22 protein-coding genes are annotated in these 21,870 nt (G+C 28.4%); 10 read left to right on the plus strand and 12 right to left on the minus strand.

Features of this window, described 5'->3' with window-relative positions; all coding sequences use genetic code 11:
* Window positions 1-24: 24 nt before the first annotated feature.
* The 11 genes from ACY2RX_RS08205 to dnaK form a co-directional block, all read right to left on the minus strand.
* Window positions 25-453, minus strand: a complete 429-nt coding sequence (locus ACY2RX_RS08205; protein ID WP_490103486.1) for a DUF2141 domain-containing protein — start codon at window positions 451-453, stop codon at window positions 25-27.
* 98 nt (window positions 454-551) lie between these two features.
* A complete protein-coding gene (locus ACY2RX_RS08210; RefSeq protein WP_490103487.1) occupies window positions 552-2,699 on the minus strand; it encodes a TonB-dependent receptor in 2,148 nt (715 codons plus the stop codon).
* Window positions 2,700-2,798: 99 nt separating this feature from the next.
* Window positions 2,799-3,428 carry a GyrI-like domain-containing protein gene (locus ACY2RX_RS08215; protein WP_490103488.1) on the minus strand — a complete coding sequence of 210 codons (630 nt, stop codon included), beginning with the start codon at window positions 3,426-3,428 and terminating at the stop codon, window positions 2,799-2,801.
* A gap of 10 nt (window positions 3,429-3,438) precedes the next feature.
* A complete protein-coding gene (locus ACY2RX_RS08220) occupies window positions 3,439-4,356 on the minus strand; it encodes an AraC family transcriptional regulator (protein WP_490103489.1) in 918 nt (305 codons plus the stop codon).
* On the minus strand, window positions 4,353-4,706 hold the full coding sequence (locus ACY2RX_RS08225) for a hypothetical protein (RefSeq protein ID WP_490103490.1): 354 nt from the start codon (window positions 4,704-4,706) through the stop codon (window positions 4,353-4,355). Before ACY2RX_RS08225 ends, ACY2RX_RS08220 begins: the two co-directional genes overlap by 4 nt.
* A gap of 1 nt (window position 4,707) precedes the next feature.
* On the minus strand, window positions 4,708-5,016 hold the full coding sequence (locus tag ACY2RX_RS08230) for a hypothetical protein (protein WP_490103491.1): 309 nt from the start codon (window positions 5,014-5,016) through the stop codon (window positions 4,708-4,710).
* A complete protein-coding gene (locus ACY2RX_RS08235) occupies window positions 5,016-6,314 on the minus strand; it encodes an NAD(P)/FAD-dependent oxidoreductase (protein WP_490103492.1) in 1,299 nt (432 codons plus the stop codon). Before ACY2RX_RS08235 ends, ACY2RX_RS08230 begins: the two co-directional genes overlap by 1 nt.
* Window positions 6,295-7,557, minus strand: a complete 1,263-nt coding sequence (locus tag ACY2RX_RS08240; RefSeq protein ID WP_490103493.1) for a phosphoethanolamine transferase — start codon at window positions 7,555-7,557, stop codon at window positions 6,295-6,297. The genes ACY2RX_RS08235 and ACY2RX_RS08240 overlap by 20 nt, the downstream gene beginning before the upstream one ends.
* Window positions 7,558-7,916: 359 nt before the next feature.
* A complete protein-coding gene (locus ACY2RX_RS08245) occupies window positions 7,917-8,462 on the minus strand; it encodes a class I SAM-dependent methyltransferase (RefSeq protein WP_490103494.1) in 546 nt (181 codons plus the stop codon).
* A gap of 68 nt (window positions 8,463-8,530) precedes the next feature.
* On the minus strand, window positions 8,531-9,064 hold the full coding sequence (locus ACY2RX_RS08250; protein ID WP_490103495.1) for a hypothetical protein: 534 nt from the start codon (window positions 9,062-9,064) through the stop codon (window positions 8,531-8,533).
* A 216-nt stretch (window positions 9,065-9,280) separates the two neighbouring features.
* Entirely contained in the window at window positions 9,281-11,188 is a 1,908-nt protein-coding gene (gene dnaK, locus ACY2RX_RS08255; RefSeq protein ID WP_490103496.1) for a molecular chaperone DnaK, read from the minus strand.
* Window positions 11,189-11,437: 249 nt separating this feature from the next.
* On the opposite strand from dnaK, the gene ACY2RX_RS08260 reads away from it, so the two are divergent.
* The 3 genes from ACY2RX_RS08260 to ACY2RX_RS08270 all read left to right on the plus strand — a co-directional run bounded on the left by ACY2RX_RS08260 (window position 11,438) and on the right by ACY2RX_RS08270 (window position 15,937).
* Window positions 11,438-11,779 (plus strand): DUF2853 family protein, encoded by a 342-nt coding sequence (locus ACY2RX_RS08260; protein WP_490103497.1) that lies wholly within the window; start codon window positions 11,438-11,440, stop codon window positions 11,777-11,779.
* Between the two features lie 88 nt (window positions 11,780-11,867).
* A complete protein-coding gene (locus ACY2RX_RS08265) occupies window positions 11,868-13,292 on the plus strand; it encodes an L-serine ammonia-lyase (protein ID WP_490103498.1) in 1,425 nt (474 codons plus the stop codon).
* Between the two features lie 173 nt (window positions 13,293-13,465).
* The gene (locus ACY2RX_RS08270) at window positions 13,466-15,937 is read left to right on the plus strand and encodes a T9SS type A sorting domain-containing protein (protein WP_490103499.1); all 2,472 of its coding nucleotides are present in this window, start codon (window positions 13,466-13,468) and stop codon (window positions 15,935-15,937) included.
* Between the two features lie 96 nt (window positions 15,938-16,033).
* Here ACY2RX_RS08270 and yaaA read toward each other — a convergent pair whose 3' ends face one another.
* Complete coding sequence (gene yaaA, locus ACY2RX_RS08275; RefSeq protein WP_490103500.1) at window positions 16,034-16,792, minus strand: peroxide stress protein YaaA; 759 nt, start codon at window positions 16,790-16,792, stop codon at window positions 16,034-16,036.
* Window positions 16,793-16,978: 186 nt separating this feature from the next.
* Here yaaA and ACY2RX_RS08280 point away from each other — a divergent pair, with 186 nt between their 5' ends.
* The 7 genes from ACY2RX_RS08280 (at window position 16,979) to ACY2RX_RS08310 (ending at window position 21,787) form a co-directional block, all read left to right on the plus strand.
* Window positions 16,979-17,518 (plus strand): RNA polymerase sigma factor, encoded by a 540-nt coding sequence (locus ACY2RX_RS08280; RefSeq protein WP_490103501.1) that lies wholly within the window; start codon window positions 16,979-16,981, stop codon window positions 17,516-17,518.
* Window positions 17,519-17,559: 41 nt separating this feature from the next.
* The gene (locus ACY2RX_RS08285; RefSeq protein ID WP_490103502.1) at window positions 17,560-18,096 is read left to right on the plus strand and encodes a hypothetical protein; all 537 of its coding nucleotides are present in this window, start codon (window positions 17,560-17,562) and stop codon (window positions 18,094-18,096) included.
* A gap of 71 nt (window positions 18,097-18,167) precedes the next feature.
* Window positions 18,168-19,037, plus strand: a complete 870-nt coding sequence (locus ACY2RX_RS08290) for a hypothetical protein (RefSeq protein ID WP_490103503.1) — start codon at window positions 18,168-18,170, stop codon at window positions 19,035-19,037.
* Window positions 19,038-19,083: 46 nt separating this feature from the next.
* A complete protein-coding gene (locus tag ACY2RX_RS08295) occupies window positions 19,084-19,557 on the plus strand; it encodes a hypothetical protein (RefSeq protein WP_490103504.1) in 474 nt (157 codons plus the stop codon).
* Window positions 19,558-19,563: 6 nt separating this feature from the next.
* Window positions 19,564-20,472 carry a hypothetical protein gene (locus ACY2RX_RS08300; RefSeq protein WP_490103505.1) on the plus strand — a complete coding sequence of 303 codons (909 nt, stop codon included), beginning with the start codon at window positions 19,564-19,566 and terminating at the stop codon, window positions 20,470-20,472.
* A 68-nt stretch (window positions 20,473-20,540) separates the two neighbouring features.
* Entirely contained in the window at window positions 20,541-20,867 is a 327-nt protein-coding gene (locus tag ACY2RX_RS08305; protein ID WP_490103506.1) for an ArsR/SmtB family transcription factor, read from the plus strand.
* A 32-nt stretch (window positions 20,868-20,899) separates the two neighbouring features.
* Window positions 20,900-21,787 (plus strand): arsenite methyltransferase, encoded by an 888-nt coding sequence (locus ACY2RX_RS08310; RefSeq protein ID WP_490103507.1) that lies wholly within the window; start codon window positions 20,900-20,902, stop codon window positions 21,785-21,787.
* Window positions 21,788-21,870: the final 83 nt, after the last annotated feature.

The following is a 21,870-nucleotide window of genomic DNA, read 5'->3' on the forward strand; positions in this document are numbered from 1 at the left end:
AAGTTGATGTGTTTTGAGAAAAGATTATTTTACTTTTATAGATATAGTTGTATCTGTTTTTAACGTAAATTTTGCATCTTTATATTTTGGAGGTCCCATAAAACCTTTGGCATTATTAGACATTCCTATAGGCTCTTTTGGAATTCCAAAAAAGTTTGTATCCATTTTTTTGTTATCATTTGCATCGTGGAAAGATGAAATTGCATAAATTCCTTTAGGTAGGTTTTTAAAAATAACTACAGATTTTTTGTTTTTTATTTTCGCAATTTCTCCTTTATAATTTTTCTTTAAAAAGTTTGCTTCTGTATTGTAAAGAGCTACAAAAAGACTTCCTTTATCAGATTTCATACCAGAGAATTCTACAGTTAAATTAATTGTTTCATTTTTTTCTTGAGCATTTATTTTGAAAATAAAAGTGAAAAAAATAGCTGTTATTAAAAGTGTGTTTTTCATAATGTTTGTTTTAAGATGATTCAAATATCAGATGTTTTTTTTATTAAAAAATGAAAACGATACTGAAATGTTATTTTTTATTTCTGAGTTGTAACTTTTTATAAATTATCTAATTGATTCGATTTGTTGTCATCGCTAATTGTCCAGAAAAAACCTATAAAAAAGAAGCGATCTGCACTTGGTACAATAGCTTGTCTGTTAAATTTTCCATTCATATTTGGTGTGTTTTTATATCGGTAACCAAATACATTTTTGGTGCCTAAAGCGTTGTTAACAGAGAAGTACAGTATTTTTTGTTGACTTATTAAATACGCCCAATTTAAACTTAAAGAGTTGTAGTTTTTAGTTGTATTATTTAAAAAACCAGTTTCGTTTTTGTTGGTGTAATTTCTGCCTGTACCAAAGTTGTAACTAAAGCCAATCTGACTTTTCCAATCTTCTACCCAATGTTTTGCAACCACAGACAAGTTGTGTTTAGAAGCAAAATTTGGTCTGGCTTTAGTAGGATAATTTTTATAATCTCTTTGGGTGTCTAAATATGAGTAAGAAACCCAGTAATCTGTATTTTTTATTTTCCCATTTTGCCTCCAAAAAATATCTACTCCTTTCGCAAAACCATTTCCGTTATTATTAAAATTACTGGTAAAGTTTGGTTGTTTGTTATTGTATTTTACTAGGTTTTTATAGTTTTTATAATAAGCTTCAATTCTAAAAATTTGTCCTTTTTTTGTTGCTTGATAATTGGCAATTAAATGCGATGTGTTTTCTGATTTAAAATCTTGATAAAACTTTAAATACGCATTCTTAGGATTTTGATAAAACTGCCCGTAAGCAAATGAAAACTGAGAATTTTTGCCAGATTTATAAGATGTTGATGCTCTTGGTGATATTGTAAATTCGTTTAATAAACCTGTGTTTTCTGCTCTTACTCCAATTTTTGTTGCTAATTTTTTTGAGAAGAAAATATCTGTTTCTACAAACGAAGCAAAAATGTTATTGTTAAAACCATAGTTGAATTTAGAACTGTTTATTGGAGTGTAGTTTTCATCATAATCACTCATAAAATATTCGGCTCCGAAGTTTAATTTAAATCGGTTAGAAAAATTCTTTTTAAGTTTAAGTTTTATATGTGCAGCGTTTTCATTGCTATTTACTTTGTCCTCAATAATTTTTAAATTAGAGTTATCGTTTGTAAAACTAATACCTGTTTCGTATTTCCAGTTATTTCCGAATTTATTTTTGTACGATCCATTAAAATAAAGATTTCTATTTTGTAATCCAAAGCGAAAACCATTTGTAAAATTGATGTCTTCTTGTATTACATCAAAATTTGTATAACTATAAGCATTATATAATTTTAGCATAGAATCATCTTTAAATTGATGTCTAAAAACCATTTCTCCGCTTAAAGCTTGGTAAGGTTTGTTCCATTGATTTCTGTCAGGAAAAGCTTCTAAATAAGGTGCTAAATTAATATAAGAAGTGTTGATGCTAAAAGAGTTTTTATCCCATTTTTGGGTGTTTCCAAGACCAACACCAACCGTCATTAAACTAACATCTGTTTTTTCTTGATTGGGTTCATCAATAGTGTTTAATAGTAAAACACTAGACAAAGCTTGCCCGTATTCAGCAGAATAACCACCTGTAGAAAAAGTAACTCCTTTAAATAAAAATGGAGAATATCTACCTCTGGTAGGAATGTTGTTTGTTGTGGGTGTAAAAGGTGTAAAAACACGGATTCCATCAATAAAAATCTGAGTTTCTTCTGCTTCTCCTCCTCTTACAAATAAACGTCCATCTTCTGCAACAGGAGTTGTGCCTGGTAGTGTTTGTATGGCACCAAAAACATCGCCTAAAGCACTTGCAGTAGTTACAATATCTAAAGGTTTTAAGACGGTAACTTTTGCTTTTTCGCTAGCTTCAAAAGTACCTGCATTTATAACAACTGCGTCTAATGTATTTACATCTTCGCGTAATTTTATTTTTAAGTTTTTTAGTGATGAAACATCCGCAGTTTTTATATGAGTTTCGAAAGAAAGAAAAGAAACTACTAAAGTTTGAGTTCCTTTTTCTGATGTAGTAAAAGAAAATTCACCTTTTTGGTTTGTTGATCCACCATCATAAGTGCCATCTAAATAAACATTTGCTCCGTTTATTGGATTGTTTTTTTTGTCTGTTACTTTACCAGAAATTGTAGTTTGCGCAAATAATGAAATTTGACAGAATGTAAATAAAATGCGTTTCATCGGTTTTTTTTTGATAATACAAAGATGCAGTGTTCTTCATTTTTTAAATAAAAACAAATACCGAGTTGTAATTTTTTATTGATGAATTGTAAAAATATTTTAACTCACGTTAAAACGTAAAACTGTTTTAAGTTTTTCTGCAGGAATTTTTCTAAAATCTGATAAATAAATTTCTCTATGACGTTTAGATTTTCTCTTTAAACCTTTACTTTTAGCAAAATCTTCCATTATTTTAAAAGTTGCAGGTTCATCATCATAAGAACCAATATGCAGCATTTGTACACAATTTCCTTCAGTGATTTTTTCCAACTTTACTTTGGCTAATAACGGATTTGGTTTCTTAAGCTTTACTTTTTTAATAGTTTCTAAAGCATATTTTTTGGTGATAAAATTAGGTTGTCTTATCATTAAAGTAAAAACTAAATCGTCTTTATTTAATTTTGTGTTTTCTGTGTAGTTTTTTTTAGCTTCATCAGAAATATCCCAAACACCTTCTAATGGATACACAGTGTAATCATAATAATTATCTAAAACCGGATTTTTCTTTAAACCCATTTTTATGCCATAACAAATAGAGTATAATACACCAATATAATTTGCAAATTCAGGATTATTTGGATTTCCTTTTCCAGAAATAGTTAAAAAATTATATTTAGGAATTTGAATTTGTTCTGGTTTGGCTTTAGGAATATAAATTTGTTTTTCCTTTTTTCTCCATTCGTGTTTCATCAGAATTATTTTATAAAATTGGAATACATAAATCTACAATAAACTTGTTTTCTGGATGCTCTGCAGCGTTATTGTAATAAATTTCAAAAGGATCAATATCAGATTTTTTGTAGCCATTTTCAAACATAAAAGCAAAAGAAGATTCCCAAGCTTGTTGAAATTGAAAAGGTGTAATTTCTAATCTAGAAACCAAGCATTTTGTAGGGTTTATAGTTCTTAAATTTATTTCTCCATCAACTTTTATAGGATCATTTAAAACAATACAAGCACTCATTCTTAAATTACTTGGATCTGTAATTTTAGGACTGTCGTGATAAATAGTTACCATTCTTGTTTGCTCATTTATCAAGCCTTTTGGAGTTGCCCATTTTACTAATTTATTATAAATACTGCCAATTGCTTCTATTTTTCCTTTATGAGAAATGTAAGCTAAATCTAATCTTGGAACTTTTTTAATTTCTATTTTTGCTTTCATTTTTAACCAATTTAAAGCGTTATTAATGTTGCAAATATATTGCTCAAATGTAATTGTTACTTTTCCATTCTTGCTTTCGGTTTTGCGAATCTTGCTGTATTTTTCTGGACTTTCTTCTTTAAATTTCTGAGGAGATAATCCATAGAACTTTTTAAAAGATTTAGAGAAAGAAGATAAATTTTGATAACCAACTAATTCAGCAATTTCTGTAATATTTTTTTCATTTTGATGTAATAAGTACGCAGCAGCTTTTTCAATTCTTTTTCTATTGATGAAGTTGTTTACTGTTTCTCCAACAATTACTTTAAACAATCTATGAAAATGAAATGGAGAAAAATGTGCTTTCTCTGAAATAATTTCTAATGTTAGTTTTTCTGATAAGTTTTCTTCAATAAAAAGAATTGCCGTATTTAAACGTCTAATATTTTCTTTAGCAATTTTAGATAAAGTCATTTGTTGTTTTTTTGCAAGTAATAAAATAAAAACCCACTTGCAAAGTATAAAATAATATCTATATAATCTTTGGTGTATCTTGCTAAATAATTAGGAATTATAAACTCGAAAAAGATACTATATAGTAAGCATAAATATAAAATAACAGGTAAACTAATTTTATAATTGACCTTATTTTTAGACCACTTTAAAGTTTGTAAACTAATAAATAATACAATTGGGATGATTAAAAAATCGTTTACATAATGACGTATAAATCTTGGTAACTGAATATTAAAAAAAGAAGAAAAGTAAATAAAAGTACCTGTTAATACTGAAAAAATAAAATAGTAAAATAGCTTTTTATTCATACTAACCAGCTGCAACCATTGCAATAAACCAAGCAAAACCTGCGCCAATTGCGCTAACAATTACGATTGCTGAGTATAAAAACCAGCCAAAAAAGCGGTAAAGAAAAAAAGGATGTTTTTTTAAACGTTCTGCTAAATTAGGGTTTTCAATTTTAAGAAGAATTTCATCAATGTGAGCTTGCTTAACTTTTTCTGCGTTTAACTCTCTTTTCTTTTGATGAGAAATTAGTGTATTGCAATTTGTACAATAATCTTTGTTGGTATTAAAAATTTTACAATTTGGGCATTTAATTTTTCTGCTTTCTGCCATCATTGTTTTTTAAAGCTGTATTGATTTTTCTTTTTAAAAGGTCTAATAATTAAACGCGTTTCTCTATCAAAACGAATGTAATTATACACCCAATTTAGAAAAACAATGGCTTTATTTCTAAAACCGATTAACGAAAATAAATGAACAAACATCCAAATAAACCAAGCAAAAACACCTTGAAATTTCCATTTTGGTAAATCTACAACTGCTTTATTTCTGCCAATAGTAGCCATAGAACCTTTGTTATTATATCTAAATTCTTGTTGTTTTTTATTCGTTATTTTTGCTAAAATATTTTTAGCAACCAATCTGCCTTGTTGTATAGCGGGTTGCGCCATCATTGGGTGTCCGTAAGGATTTTCTTTTGAAGACATACAAGCAACATCGCCAACAGCATAAATATTAGAATGATTAATAACTTGATTAAATTCATTCACTTTAATTCTTGCAGCTCTTTCTATAACACATTCAGCACTTAAACCATCAATCATTTTTCCTTTAACACCAGCTGCCCAAATAACAGTTTCTGCATTAAAATGATCTTCGCCATTTGTGGTAACAGTTTTACCATCATAATCTAAAACACGTAAATTTTTCCAAACATTAACACCTAATTTTATTAAGAAATCTTCAGCTTTTTCAGAAGCTTTTGCACTCATTCCTTTTAGCAAGCATTCAGAGCTTTGAATTAAATTTATTTGCATTTGTCTGATATCTAAATCTGGATAATCTTTAGGCAAAATTCCTTTTTTCATTTCTGCCAAAGCACCCGCTAATTCAACACCAGTTGGTCCTCCACCCACAATTACAAAATTCATTAACGCATTTCTTTGTTCAATGTTTGATGTTAATAAAGCTTCTTCAAAATTCTCTAAAATTAAACTTCTAATGTTTAAAGATTGCGGAACAGATTTCATTTCCATAGCAAACTTTTGAATGTTGGTGTTTCCAAAAAAGTTGGTGGTTGAGCCAGTTGCAATAATTAATTCATCATATTCTAAATTTCCAATTGATGTTTCAATAGCGTTTTTATCAGGATTAATTTTAGTAACATCTGCTAATCTAAAATAGAAATTATCTACATCGTTAAAACGTTTTCTTAACGGAAAAGCAATTGAATCTGGCTCTAAACCTCCTGTAGCAACTTGATAGAGTAAAGGTTGAAAAGTATGATAATTATGTTTGTCTATTAAAACAACTTGGAGCTCTTGTTTTTCAAGACCTTTTGCAGCTGCTAAACCTGCAAATCCGCCTCCAATAATAACAACTCTGGGAAAACTAGTTTGTGGAATGTTCATCTAGATTTTTAATTATTTTATAAACCTTTAATTCTTGGTATTTGTCGAAATAAAATATTGTGTCTTTGCTCTTGTAGTTTTGATTTACAATACTTTTATTTTTATTAAAATAATTAGTATTGTTTGTTGCAAGATTTACAATAGTATGAAAAATACTTTCTGTAGTAACAGGTTTATTTATATTATTTTTTGCAGCAATAAATTCTTTACTGCTCGTATCTGAAGACCAATAAATATAAGGGATTTTGTAGGTAAAATCGTTAGGAACAAAATAACCATGAAATAATAGGTTTTCATCTGTATCCATTAAATTTTCTCCATGGTCAGAAAAATAGACTAATGAAGAATTTTTATTTTGAATTTCTAAAATTACTGAATGCAAAAAACGATCTACTTCTCTTATTGCATTATCATAAGAATTTACTATTTTATTTTTTACTTCAACATTAAACTCATCATAAACATCAGGTTTAAAATAAGCATTTTTAGAATCATATCTATCTCTATATTTACTATGACTTCCGTAAGTGTGAAGAATTATAAATTTTTTTCTTGCAGAGTCTTTTAAAATTTCTTTGAATTTATGAAGTACTTTATCGTCTGTAGAAAAAACAGGATTAATAGAGATTAATTTATCACTTTCAGATTTATAACAATCAATTAAAGATCTATAATCTCCTTGATTATCTACAAAATAAGTTTTATATCCTAATTCTTTCATTGCAGTTATTATGCTTTTTTCTGAATATATAATTTTATTATTCCATTTTTTTTCATCAATTCTACTTAAAGCAAAAGGGATACTAGAACTTGTTGTTCCGAAAGGAGTGTATGCCTCTGGGAAAGAAATTAAATCTATTTTAGATAAGAGAGGATTTGTTTCTCTTTTGTAACCATTTAGCTGAAAGTTTAAACTTCTAGAACTTTCTCCTAATACTAAAACTACAGTTTTGCTTAAAGAATCATTTACTTTTTTATAACCAAATTTAAAATTTGAAGTATTCTTTTCGTATTGACTTATTTTTTTATCAATTATAATTGCTGTTCTTATATTTCTAATAAAATTTAGCGGAAATATTTTTTTTGATAATTCTAATGCTACAAATTTTGGATTATAAAACACACTTTTTTGTCCATAAATTACTTTATATCTATCTGAGTTTTTAATTCTAATAATATTTAAAAAAAGAAAAACAGAAAACAAGGCAACAAAGAGTAATCTGTATTTTCTTAATATATACATCTTAGTTTTTATTAAAATAAAAAAGATAATTAAAAGAATGAATAAGTATAAGTATAGGTTTTCTACTGTGGCTAGTGTCTCTTCTAAATTTGTATTAAAAAGAGAAATGTTTATTAATGTTGAGTTAATTACATCATTTTTAATGTCTAAACTATAATATAATTGAATGATGCTCAGTAAAAAAATAGGGATTGAAAAAAATAATAAAAAACTTTTTTTAAATGAAGCTAAAATCAGATAAATAGATAAAACTAAAACCGTACCAATTAACGATTCACCTAAGATTAGGTTAGGAAGAATTAAAAATAAAAGATAAATAATTAATGAAATAATCTTGCTATATTTTTTTATTTGTAACATTATTTATAGCATTTGTATATAAAACTTGGCGGTAAATTTCTAACAACAAAATCTAGTTTTACAAACTTAAATTTATTTTTAAAAAAGAAGTACTTGCCAAAACTATATTGATATTGAATGAAACAACCATTTTGTTGTAAATGAGCTAGTACTTTAGTTATTAAACTATCTATTAAGTTTTGTTTAAGAAGCGTTAATGGTAAACTAGAAATCACAAAATCTATTTTTTTATTCTTAATAGCTTCGATTTTGCTAAAATCTTCTGCAGAAACATTGTGTATTTCAAAATTATTATAATGTTTAAATTTTTCAGTACAATATTCGAAAAAACTAATATTGGTTTCAAAAGCAATTAATTTAGTGCTTTTAGGAATTCTTTTTAAAATTTCTTCTGTAAAGTTACCATTGCCAGAACCAAACTCTAAGATAATTTGGTTGCTTTTAAAATCTAAATCTTTTAAACATTTTTGAATTAGATGTTTAGAACTTGGTTTTATGCTGCCAACTGTATTTATTCTATTTATAGCTTCTTTTGTGAAAAACATATATTTTTTACATAAGTAACAAATATAATTAATCTTATAAGATATATTAATATCTACAATAAATGATATTAATATTTTAAATAAATCTTTTTTTTTATTTCTAATAAATTTTTATCAGAATTAATAAAATCTAAAATAATGTTTACTCGTAATTCATTAATTTCTGAGTCAAAATATTTTGCCCATTTATCATCTTTAAAAAGATAATTTATTTGTTTTATTCTTTTTTGAGCTTCAGAAAATGTAAATAAATATTGATTTGATTCTTCTGTGTTTACTTTAATGTTTGATGTTTTTTTATTAAAATCAACAAAAATAAAAAAGTTTTTTTCTGATGAATTGATAGGGTAAAAGTCGCTCCATTTTGCAAAACCTATTACAATTTGTTGGTTTTTATAGTTTTTGTTAGCAATTAATTTCCATCTACAATTGGCAACTCTTCCCCAATGATTCGATTTTCTATAAACACCTTCTTCAGTATAAAAATAAACACTTTCAGATTTACTTTTATAGTTGGTTTTTTCTAGAAATTGAAAGTTATCAACTTGTTGAAATTCACAAAAAGTATGTTTAAAAAAATTGGTTTTGTTATAGGTTTTCAAGATTGAAATTTAAAATGTTATTGCGAATGTAATGAAGCAATTTGAATTATCATCAAAGAGATTGCTTCGTTCCTCGCAATGACACATAAAAAACGCAACCAAATTAATGATTGCGTTTTATATTAATAGTAATTAAATTACTTTTTTGATGAGATCCCAAATCAATTTTGGGATAAGCGATTCACACAATTTTGTTTTACAAAACAGGTTCTCTGCTTACTTTACTTCTTCAAAATCTACATCTTCTACATTATCTCCTTGATCTGCATTACCAGCTTTTGGTTGCTCTTGTTGCGCTCCAGCATCTGCGCCACCAGCTTGTTGTTGAGCAGCATACATTTCTTCAGAGGCTACTTTCCAGGCTTCATTAATTTTTTCCATTGCAGCATCAATTTGAGCTAAATCTTTAGACTCGTGCGCTTTTTTCAATTCTTCTAAAGCAGCTTCAATAGGTTCTTTTTTATCTGCAGATAATTTATCACCAAATTCTTTTAATTGCTTTTCTGTTTGAAAAATCATAGAATCTGCACCATTAATTTTCTCTGCAGTTTCTTTAGCAGCTTTATCGGCATCAGCATTTGCTTCTGCTTCTTGTCTCATTTTTTCGATTTCTTCTTCAGTTAATCCAGAAGAAGCTTCTATACGAATGTCTTGCGTTTTATTGGTTGCTTTATCTGTTGCAGAAACTTTAATAATACCATTGGCATCAATATCAAAAGTTACTTCAATTTGTGGAATTCCTCTTCCTGCTGGCGGAATACCATCTAAATGGAAACGTCCAATAGTTTTGTTGTCAGCAGCCATTGCTCTTTCTCCTTGTAAAACGTGGATTTCTACAGAAGGTTGATTGTCTACAGCTGTAGAAAATACTTGCGATTTTTTAGTTGGAATGGTTGTGTTTGCGTCAATTAATTTTGTAAACACATTTCCCATAGTTTCTATTCCTAAAGATAAAGGTGTTACATCTAATAAAAGAACATCTTTTACATCACCTGTTAAAACTCCTCCTTGAATTGCAGCACCTAAAGAAACTACTTCATCTGGGTTTACACCTTTACTTGGCGATTTCCCAAAGAATTTTTCAACCGCTTCTTGAATTGCAGGTATTCTTGTAGAACCACCTACTAAGATAATTTCATCAATATCAGAAGTAGATAAATCAGCATTTTTTAAAGCTGTTTTACAAGGCTCAATTGTTCTTTTAATTAAATCGTCAATTAATTGTTCAAATTTTGCTCTACTTAATGTTCTTACCAAGTGTTTTGGACCACTTGCAGTAGCAGTAATGTATGGTAAGTTTATTTCTGTTGATGTTGAACTAGATAATTCAATCTTTGCTTTTTCAGAAGCTTCTTTTAAACGTTGTAAAGCCATTGGGTCTTTACGCAAGTCCATATTTTCTTCAGATTGGAATTCTTCTGCTAACCAATTGATGATTTTTTCATCTACATCATCACCACCTAAATGCGTATCACCATCTGTAGCTAAAACTTCAAAAACGCCATCACCTAATTCTAAGATAGAAACATCATGTGTACCACCACCAAAATCGAAAACAACAATTTTCTTGTCGTCATTAGCTTTGTCTAAACCATAAGCTAAAGCAGCAGCAGTAGGCTCGTTAATAATTCTTTCTACTTTTAAACCCGCAATTTCACCAGCTTCTTTTGTAGCTTGTCTTTGTGCATCGTTAAAGTAAGCAGGCACAGTAATTACAGCTGAAGATACATCTTGACCTAAGTAATCTTCTGCCGTTTTTTTCATTTTTTGCAATACCATAGCAGAAATTTCTTGAGGCGTATATAAACGACCATCAATATCTACTCTTGGGGTGTCATTGTCTCCTTTAACTACTTTATAAGGAACTCTGTTTACTTCTTTAGAAGATTCAGAGAATTTGTTACCCATAAAACGTTTAATAGAATACACCGTTTTTGTTGGGTTGGTTACGGCTTGCCTTTTTGCTGGATCACCAATTTTACGTTCTCCCCCTTCTACAAAAGCAACAATAGAGGGTGTAGTTCTTTTTCCTTCAGCATTAGGAATTACAACTGGCTCATTACCTTCCATTACAGAAACACATGAGTTTGTTGTTCCTAAATCTATTCCTATAATTTTACTCATAATAATTATTTATATTAATTTTTTAAATTCAATTTTACATTTACAGTTTAGTCAAATGGTATGCCAACTATTTTTTGACTAGAAAATGTCAGTTTTTAAAAATAAATTTAATAAAGTTGTGACATATTGACATAAATTGTATCTAAAAAAGAGAAGAGCAATCATAATTTGAAAACCACTTTTATTTTCTTATATTTGAATTGTTCTATAAAGAATCAAAACATTACAAATTAAATTAAAAACGAAATCATGAGTAAATTTGACGAAAAAGTTGCTTTGTACAAAAAATTTATGGACGATAGAAATCTACGTTCTAACACAGAGTTATTAGCTGCAGTAACCAAAGGTTTAGGACCTTCTATTTATAAAGCTGACGCAGAAACTGTTTCTGGATCTGATCCTAAAGAATTAGAAACTGTTAAAAAGAACTTTTTAATGAAAAAGTTAGGTTTGGCAGATAGTAAAGAATTAGATGCAGGAATTGAAGAAGTAATGGAAAGAATTGGTAAGTCTGAAAGAAACAAATATAGAGCAGTAGTTTATTATATGCTAATGAAGAAATTTGATAAAGAATCAGTTTACGGTTTCTAAAATTTTATATTTTATTAATACAAAAAAATCCAGCTCTATGAGTTGGATTTTTTACATTTACAGCGTTTTTAAGTTTTAATTTTTACGAATGTCGCAATTTATTAGTGTTTTTGATATGCTCAAAATAGGTGTTGGTCCATCAAGTTCTCATACTTTAGGTCCATGGAGAGCTGCTCAACAATGGGTTCAAAAATTGAGAGAAACAAATATTTTTGATACTATTGATGCTGTAAAAGTAGATTTATATGGATCATTATCTTTAACAGGTAAAGGCCATGCAACAGATTTGGCAATTCTTTTGGGGTTGAGTGAAGCTGATCCAGAATATATTCCTATTGTAGATATAGCCATTATTGTAGATAGAATAAATACACAAGAAGAGTTGCATTTTAAAGGTGGAAAAAAAATCCCTTTTTATAAAAATTCAATTGTTTTTAATCGTAATTTTTTACCATTTCATTCTAATGGTGTTGCTTTTAGAGGTTTTTCTGAGGGAAAAGAAATTTCAACAGAAACGTATTTTTCTATTGGTGGCGGATTTATTGTTCAGGAAAAAGATCATCTTGAGGAAGAAATTAAAATCAATAAACAAAATTTTCCTTATCCAATTAATAGAGCAAAACAATTAGAAGAGTATTGTGAGAGAAATCTTTTATCAATATCAGAAGTTGTTTTTAAAAATGAATTAGAATTACGTTCTTCTAAAGAAATTGATTTCGAATTGAATAGAATTTGGGATACAATGTTAGAGTGTATGTACATAGGATGTCATACAGAAGGTAGACTCCCTGGAGGGTTAAACGTAAAAAGACGCGCTTTTGATACACACAAAAAACTTATTAAAGAAGCACAATATTCTAACCCTGAAGAATGGATTGTAGCTATTAGAAATTCAGAGGTAAAATTTAGAGAAACCTTAAAATGGGTAAGCTGTTTTGCTTTGTCTGTTAATGAAGTAAACGCTTCTTTAGGTAGAGTTGTTACTGCACCAACAAATGGAAGTGCAGGAGTAATTCCTGCGGTGTTAATGTATTATTTGGTGATAGAAAATCACGAAGCCAATTTTAAACAAATAAAACAATTTTTACTAACTGCTGGAGAAATTGGTAGTATATTTAAAAAAAATGCCACAATTTCTGCAGCAATGGGAGGTTGTCAGGCAGAAATTGGTGTGTCATCTGCAATGGCAGCTGCCGCTTTAACAGAATTATTAGGCGGAACACCAGCGCAATCTTTAGTGGCAGCAGAAATAGCAATGGAGCATCATTTAGGTTTAACTTGCGATCCTATTGGCGGTTTGGTGCAAGTGCCTTGTATTGAGCGTAATTCTATGGGAGCAATAAAAGCAATTAACGCAGCAGAAATGGCGCTAGAAACCGATCCAAAAGAAGTAAAAGTACCTTTAGATAAAGTAATAGATACTATGTGGGAAACCGCAAAAGATATGCATAAAAAATACAAAGAAACTTCTGAAGGTGGCTTAGCTGTTAATGTTGGTTTAGCAGATTGCTAAATTTTATTAAATGTCTTTTTAAAAATTATTCAAAATTCTTATATTTACTTAGGTGAAATAAATTTCAAAAATCTACCGTTTGGTTTTTAATACTCCTTCAATAACTTGTAGAGGGTTTTTATGCTTTAACTTGTTTTAATAGTATTATTTACATAAAATTTAAATAAATGAATATGAAAACAACTTTTCTTTCTGTTTTATTAAGTTTAATTTTTTTTCAAGCTCAATCACAAGAATATAAAGAAAAAATAAAAAAAGGAACCTCTACTGTTAGAGAGATTATTAATTCTGCTGAAACTTACTTTAAAAATCATAAAGGAAAAAGTAAGAAATATAGAAGGTGGAAACACAATGCCCTAAGATTACAAAATGAAAAAGGCTATTTGCCTACTCATTCAGACTTTATAAACGCATTAGAAGATTACCAATCTAAAAGGAATCTGAGAAAGGTTGAGAATACAACAAATGCATCATGGGAAGAAATGGGACCAAAAACAGTTAAAGTTCATGTAATTTCAGAGGGAATTATGACTGCAACAGATTATGCTATTGGGCGATTAACCTCTTTTGCTATAGACAAAAATAACACAAATAAAATTATGGTTGGTGCTCATAAAGGTGGTTTATGGAGGAGTTTAGATAAAGGAAGTACTTGGACTCCTTTAACTGATAGCCACAATAATATGGTTGTATATAGCTTAGCCATTACACCTTCTAACTCATCAGTTTATTTTTGGGGATCTAACGGTGGGAAATTATACAAATCTACAGACTCAGGTTCTACTTGGGTTTTACATTCTACGATAGGTAATCCAGACTCAGAAATAAATGAAATAGTAAAGATTTTAATTCACCCTACAGACCCTAAAATAATGTATGCAGCTTCTAATTCCGAAGGAATCTTTAAAAGCACTAATGGAGGATCAACTTGGGTTAATATAGGTTTTAATAATGCTGGATACGATATTGAATTTAAACCAAACAATCCTTCTGTTGTTTATGCTATAGGGCGTGGAGGACTCTATAAATCTATAAATAATGGAGAAAGTTTTACAGAAATAACATCTGGTATCACTTCTGGTAATTTTGCAAAAATGATAGCAGTTACACCAGCTTCTCCCAACTTAGTCTATGTTCTTTCTGAGGTTGATGGCGGGTTTGAAGGTTTATATAAATCTACTAATTCTGGAGATTCTTTTACAAAATTGACTCACAGTGAAAACTACCTAGGTGCTCAGGCGCCAAGAGATATGGATATAGCTATTTCTAATACAAATGCCAATGAAATTTATATTGGAGGGCTTAAAACATGGAGGTCTACAGATGGAGGTGTTTCATTTACTTCTTTAGAATTGGCTTATCATCATGTAGATGTAGATTTAATGGAGTTTGTTGGAAATGAGTTGTTTGTGTGTACAGATGGAGGTTTGTTTCTTGCAGAAAATCCTTCAAATAATGTAACTAATACGTATTATAAGAACTTAACTGCTGGTTTAGGGATAAAACAAATATATAATTTTGGAGTTTCTCAAACGAATCCAGTTATAATATCTTCTGGAGCTCAAGATTCTGGTACATTAGCAAAGTTTGAAGACTTATGGTACCAAGTTAGTGGAGGTGATGGATTTGAAACTTTTATTGATAAAACAGACCCAACAATTGTTTACAGTTCATCACAAAATGGAGTTTTTTATAAAAGTAAAAAGAATGAAAACTCACTTGAATCCATAGCATTTAACAATCCTAACGAAAATTTAAACACAGAGTCTAGTGCTTTAGAACAAGATCCTAATTTACCAAATACATTATATATAGGAAAAGATAAAATTTATAAGTCTTCTGATGGAGGACAAACTTGGGTAGGTATATCTCAGTTACTATCTGATATAATGCACATCAAAGTAGCTAAATCTGATAGCAAAACTATTTATACTACTAGGATAGATGGTGATAATACTAAACTGTATAGAACAACAACAGGTACAGGTAATTGGACTTTATTAAAATCTTTTGAAGGTAATATCAATTCAATTGCTGTGCACCCAACTAATCCTAATAGAGTAGCGATTGCTTATACAGGTGCAAATAAAGTGATGGTAACAATAGATGGAGGAACAACTTGGGTTTCTTACAAAAAGAACCTCCCTAATTTTAGTGCATTGTCTTTAGTTTGGCAAAACAATGCAGATAATGGTTTATATGTTGGGATGAATTATGGTGTATTTTATATTGATGACACTTTTTCTGAATGGCAAGAATTTAAAAATCATTTACCAAATACCATTGTTAACGAGTTAGAGATTAATTTTAGTGATAATAAGATTTATGCTGCAACGTATGGTCGTGGTGTATGGAGATCTGATGTTTTTGATAAAAATGCACTTTCCATAATTAAAAATGAAGAGTTTATCTTTAAAATATTTCCTAACCCAACAGTAGATAAAATTTACATTAAAACAAATACACTAAAAGGGGAAGTTAAATTAACAATATTCGATTATAAAGGTAAAATGATTTATTTAAATCAAAAAGCAAAAATTGATGAGAGATTTATCTTAGATGTTTCAGGGTATGCTTCTGGAATTTATTTCTTACGCTTTAATACAAAAAAAGGAGTTTATACTTATAAGTTTATAAAGAAGTAATACTTGTTTTTAAAACGAAATAAAAATTTCAAAACTAGCACCTTATCTATTAATAAAAGAGGTGCTAATTCTCAACAACAATAATTCTATCTTCCTTTACCTCGTAAAAACCAATTCAGTTTCTGATGACATTTGTTCTGAAAAACGATAGTTATCAACATCAAAACCTTTTAATTCTTCAATTGTTTTTACATTGTTGTCAATAATATAGCGAACCATTAATCCGCGCGCTTTTTTAGCAAAAGTCATAATGGTTTTATACTGTCCTTTTTTAAAATCTTTAAAAACAGGCGTTATCATTGGCACTTTTAAAACCTTTTTAGGTATAGCTTTAAAATATTCAGAACTTGCTAAATTTATCAATAATTCATCCTCTTTTAATTCATCATTTAAAGATTTAGCCAAAGTGTCATCCCAAAATTTATAGAGGTTTTCTTTTCTACCAACTTTTAGTTTGGTACTCATTTCTAATCTGTAAGGTTGTATTAAATCTAAAGGTTTTAGCAAACCATATAAACCCGATAAAATTCGCAAGCGATCTTGTAATAAAGGAAGCTTTTCTTCTTCTAAAGAATTTACGTCAATTCCTCTAAAAACTTCACCAGTAAAAGCGTAAATAGCTTGTTTTGAGTTCTCTATATTAAAAGGAGTTTGCCAAGTTTGGTTTCTATCATAATTTAAGCGAGCCAAATCGTCAGAGATTTTCATTAATTCTGATAATTTCTTTTTAGAAAGCGTTTTTAACTTCTTGTTTAGCTTTTTAGATTGTTCTAAAAAACGCGGTTGTGTATGTAAACTTGTTAAAACTTTACTTTCGAAATCTAAAGATTTTGCTGGTGATATTATGATTTTCATACTCTGTTTTTATTGATATGTAAAAATACAATTGATTAAAAGATTTAAAAAATAATAAGTAATTTAAAATTGATATTTCCATTTATAAAATTGATAGCATTTGTAAAAGCTAAAATTTATTTTTAAATTCATCTAAACTATTTAGGTTTTTAAAGGTCTAAGAGATAGAAACTAGCAAATAATTACTTGAGTAAAGACACTGAACTTGTAAAAAAGTTAAAAGATGCTACACTAAAAGATATTGCTTTTAGTGAGCTGCTTTGCGTCTATCAAGAGCGTTTGTATTGGCATATTAGAAAAATTGTTGGCACGCATGAAAATGCTGACGATGTATTGCAAAATACCTTTATCAGAATTTATAAAAGCATTCAAAATTTTCAAGAAAAAAGCAGTTTGCATACTTGGATGTATAGAATTGCTTACAATGAATCTATCCGTTTTTTAGAAAAAAATAATAAAAAAAGTTATGATAATATTGATGAAATTTCTAGCAATTATTTAGAAGTTGTATTTGAAGATGCGTATTTTGATGGAGATGAAATTCAAAAAAAATTAAACACAATTATAAATGGATTTAAAGAAAAACAGAAGCGTGTTTTTGAAATGAAATACTTTGATGATTTAAGTTTTAGGCAGATTTCAGAAATTTTAAAAGTGTCTGAAAGCACGTTAAAATCGTCTTATTATTCAGCAGTAAAAGTTATTGAAGAAAAAATATTTTTATAAAACCAAACTATTTTTATAAAGTTGGGTCTAACTATTATATTATGAAAAAATCACAAAAAAATAGCCATAAAGAAAGTTTTTTAAAAGAAGACTTTAAAGGTGATATTTCTAAACATCACAAAAAGTATTTAGGAACAACTATTCCTGAAGGATATTTTGCAAAATCTAAAATATCAATTTTAGATAAAATAAAAGAGGATGTTAAAACAGCAGCACCAAAAGACGTTAAAAAACAATTGGTTTTTTGGATGCGTCCTAAATTTAGATATGCAGTTGCAGCATCCATAGTTTTTATTTTAAGTGTAACACTTTGGTTGCAGCATTCTAATAAAAATGATTTTAACAATGTAAATATTGAATTACTTTCATCTGCAGAAGATGTTTTAATCAATTCATTATTGGTAGATGATGCAGATTTAGATTTGTTTGCAAACCATACTTTAATGAACGAAATAGTTTTTAAAGCGGAACTTGATGAACAAAAAATGGATGATTTATTTTTAAATTCATTATTTATAGAAGACTCATTAATAGATAGTTACACGGGTGAAAAGTTTTTAGAAACAATTATTTTATAAAAAAATCAAACTATTTTAAAAAATGTAGTTCTAATTAAATAGAAACAATTATTAATTAAAAATTTACACTTATGAGAATTTCAATTTCTAAAGAGAATATTTTAAAATCGAGTATTTTATTTTTCTCAATTACTGCATTTTTTTTATCAGCTTTATTATTTACATCTTGTTCAGATTCTGAATCATCAGAATTAATAGATGATACTTCTTTAATAGAGCAAATTGAAAAAGCATCTAAAACACAAGTAGATATTTCTAGTTTACCTGCTGCAACACAAAATGTTTTAAATGAAGATTTAGCAGACAGTTATGTTAACAATGCTCAATTAGCATCTGGTTTGGGTTACAAAATATCTGTAATTACAGACAATGAATCTAGAGCAGAAGCTAGTAGCGATGTTTTCTTTGCTACAAATGGTAGACAATTAAATGATAAAAAACAAAGAGCTAAAAAAAGAAGACATAAATGTTTTCAGTTTGTATTTCCTGTAGATTTTATAATGCCAGATAATTCATCTATCACTTTAAATAGTAAAGAAGATTGGAAATTAATAAGAGATTGGTATAAAGCAAATAAAGGTGTTAAAGAACGTCCAGAATTAGTGTTCCCAGTAGATATTACTTTAGAAGATGGTACTGTTCAAACTTTAATTAATAGAGATGAATTAAAAGCAGTAAAAGATTCTTGTAAAAAAGGAAAAGATAAAAGAAAGTGTTTTAAATTAGTATTGCCAGTTAGTTTTACAATGCCAGATGCAACTGTAATTAATGTTACCGAAAGAAAAGATTTTAAATTAATTAGAGAATGGCATAAAGCAAATCCTGATGCTACTAAAAAAGGAACTTTAAATTATCCTGTAGATATTTTTTATAGAAATCAAACAACAGTAACTATAAATAATGAAACAGAAATGGAGGCAGCCAAAAATGGGTGTAAATAAAAAGTATTTTGTACTTTAGATGTTAAAGAGTAAAAATAAATTAAAAATGAAATTAAAAACCATCATATATACTATTTTCTTTATGAGTTTGATGTTCTTTAATACCACACTTTTTGCTCAAAATTCTAGTTACGATTTAATTACTAAAGAGCTCACAAAAGAGCAAAGAGCATTGTTGCAGAAAGAAAGAGAAGTAATGAAATCTAACAGAAAAGCTTTTAAAGCTACACTTACTAAAGAACAATTATCCATTTTAAGAGATAAAACAATTTCTAAATCAGAAATTCGAAAACGCTTGTTAACCACTTTTACTAGAACACAGAAAGATTTGGTAAGAAACCAACAAATGCGTTTAAGAAAAACGAGAGATAATTTTAGAAAAACGCTTTCTGGCGAACAACGCAAAATGCTAAAAGAACGGATTGATAAAATTAGAAAAGCAAAAGATAGAGGAGAATTAAAAAACGGAACAAGAGTAAATAACCCTAACAAAAGAAAAAAAAGAAATAGAGGAAATTAGTTATTTATGAGGCTTCTTTATCAAGAATTAAAAAACACTTTACAAGTTTTTGGGTTGCTATTGTTTACAATGGCAACCTCTTTTTGTGCTTATGCTCAAGAAGATAAAGATGATGATATAGATGGTTTGTTAGACGAACTTTTTTTTAGCAATCAACAATTTTTAGATGAATTAATAGAAAGCGATTTTACCTACAATTTTTTATACACATCTTTATCTTACAACAGCAACACTTTTTTTTCTGGTAGAGATTCAGGTACAAATCAATTTAATATCATTCCTCAAGTTTCTTATTATCATTCTTCAGGATTTAACGCTAGTATTTCCGGAATTTATTATCAAAGTTTTCAACCCAATTGGGATTTTACAAGCGCTTCTGTTGGCTATTTTAATACTTTAGGAAAAGCCAAAAACCTTATCTATAATTTAGGATACACAAAGTATTTTTATTCTGATGGAAATGATGATTTTACAAATTCTTTAGACCTAAGTTTAGGAATAAGAAATAAAAAAAGAACTTTAGGAACCAATATTTCTGCCTCTTATTTATTTGGTTCAGAAAGCAGTTTTCAATTCGTTTCTAGCAGTTATTTAAACCTTACTTTAAAAAGAACTTCAAATTTTGCACTACGTTTAAGACCAAGATTCAACTTTATAGTCGCCAAACAAAACATTACCCTAGAAAAGTTTGTTTTTGTAAAAGGAAAAAGAGTTTTAAGAACGTTTAATTTTGATGTTTTTAATTTGATGAATACACAACTTAATATTCCATTATCACTTTCATTAAAATCTTGGGATTTTGAATTAGGGTATAATCTAAATTTCCCAAATGCATTGGTAAACGAAAACAACTTAAATACAACTGGCTTCTTTAATCTTTCCGTTGGTTATTTGTTCGATTTAAGTAAAAAATAAAAAATCATTTTAATGAATATAGCTTTTGTTTTAAATATTAATCGCAATATTGCAATAAATAAATTAAGATGGGTGTAACCAAGTCAGAAATTTTTACAGAAGAACAAAATAAAATAGCAGAAATAGCAAAAGTGTTAGGGCATCCTGCTAGAATTGCCATTTTAGAGTTTTTAATCAAATTAAAATCTTGTGTTTGTGGAGATTTAGTTAAAGAAATTGGTTTGGCACAACCCACAATTTCTCAACATTTAAAAGAATTAAAAAAAGTAGGAATAATAAAAGGAACCATAGAAGGTACAAGTGTTTGCTATTGTATAGACCAAGAAAATTGGGAGCATATAAAAAATACCTTAAACATATTTTTAAATAAAAATTCAACAAATAGTTGTTGTTAAACAGAAAAAAATAACAAATTAAAAGAACACAAATGAATAAAGAGCAAGAATTAAAAGACATTGTAAGAGAACGTTATGCAAAAATTGCAGAACAAGGAAAAGCAGAAAATGCAGCATCTTGTTGTGGCGCTACTACACCATCAAATAAAGTATATAATATTATGATGGATGATTATACAGATACAAAAGGATATGTAGAAGATGCAGACCTTGGTTTAGGATGTGGCTTACCAACAGAATTTGCTATCATTAAAAAAGGAGATACTGTTATAGATTTAGGTTCTGGTGCAGGAAATGATTGCTTTGTGGCTAGACACGAAACTGGTGCAGAAGGAAAAGTAATTGGTATAGATTTTACACCAATTATGATAGAAAAGGCACGTATAAATGCAGAAAAATTAGGTTACAATAATGTTGAATTCAGACAAGGAGATATAGATGCAATGCCTGTAAGTAATGATGTTGCAGATGTAATAGTAAGTAATTGTGTATTAAATCTTGTACCAAACAAACAAAAAGTAATTAGAGAAATATACAGAGTTTTAAAACCAAGTGCACATTTTAGTGTTTCTGATATTGTTTTGGTTGGTAAACTACCAGAAGCTTTAAAACAAGATGCAGAAATGTATGCAGGTTGTGTTGCTGGTGCTATTCAAAAAGATGATTATTTACAAATGATACAAGAACAAGGTTTTAAAAACATAAAAATTCAGAAAGAAAAACCTATTGTTATCCCTAATGATATTTTGAGCAAATACTTATCAGAAGAAGAGGTAAATAAATTTAATAAGGGAGCTACAGGAATTTTTAGTATCACTGTTTATGCAGAAAAACCTGGAGAAAAATTTGAAAAAAAACATATAAAAATACCAGAAACTAATGCAGAGTCTTGTTGCTCACCAAAAAGTGGTTGTTGTTAGTTTGTTTATAATTTAAAAAAAGATAATTTAGTCATCACAATAAATAAACATCAAATTGTTTAAAACTAAGGTTAATTTATAAC

It is taken from the genome of Polaribacter sp. 2405UD43-2 (assembly GCF_058147125.1).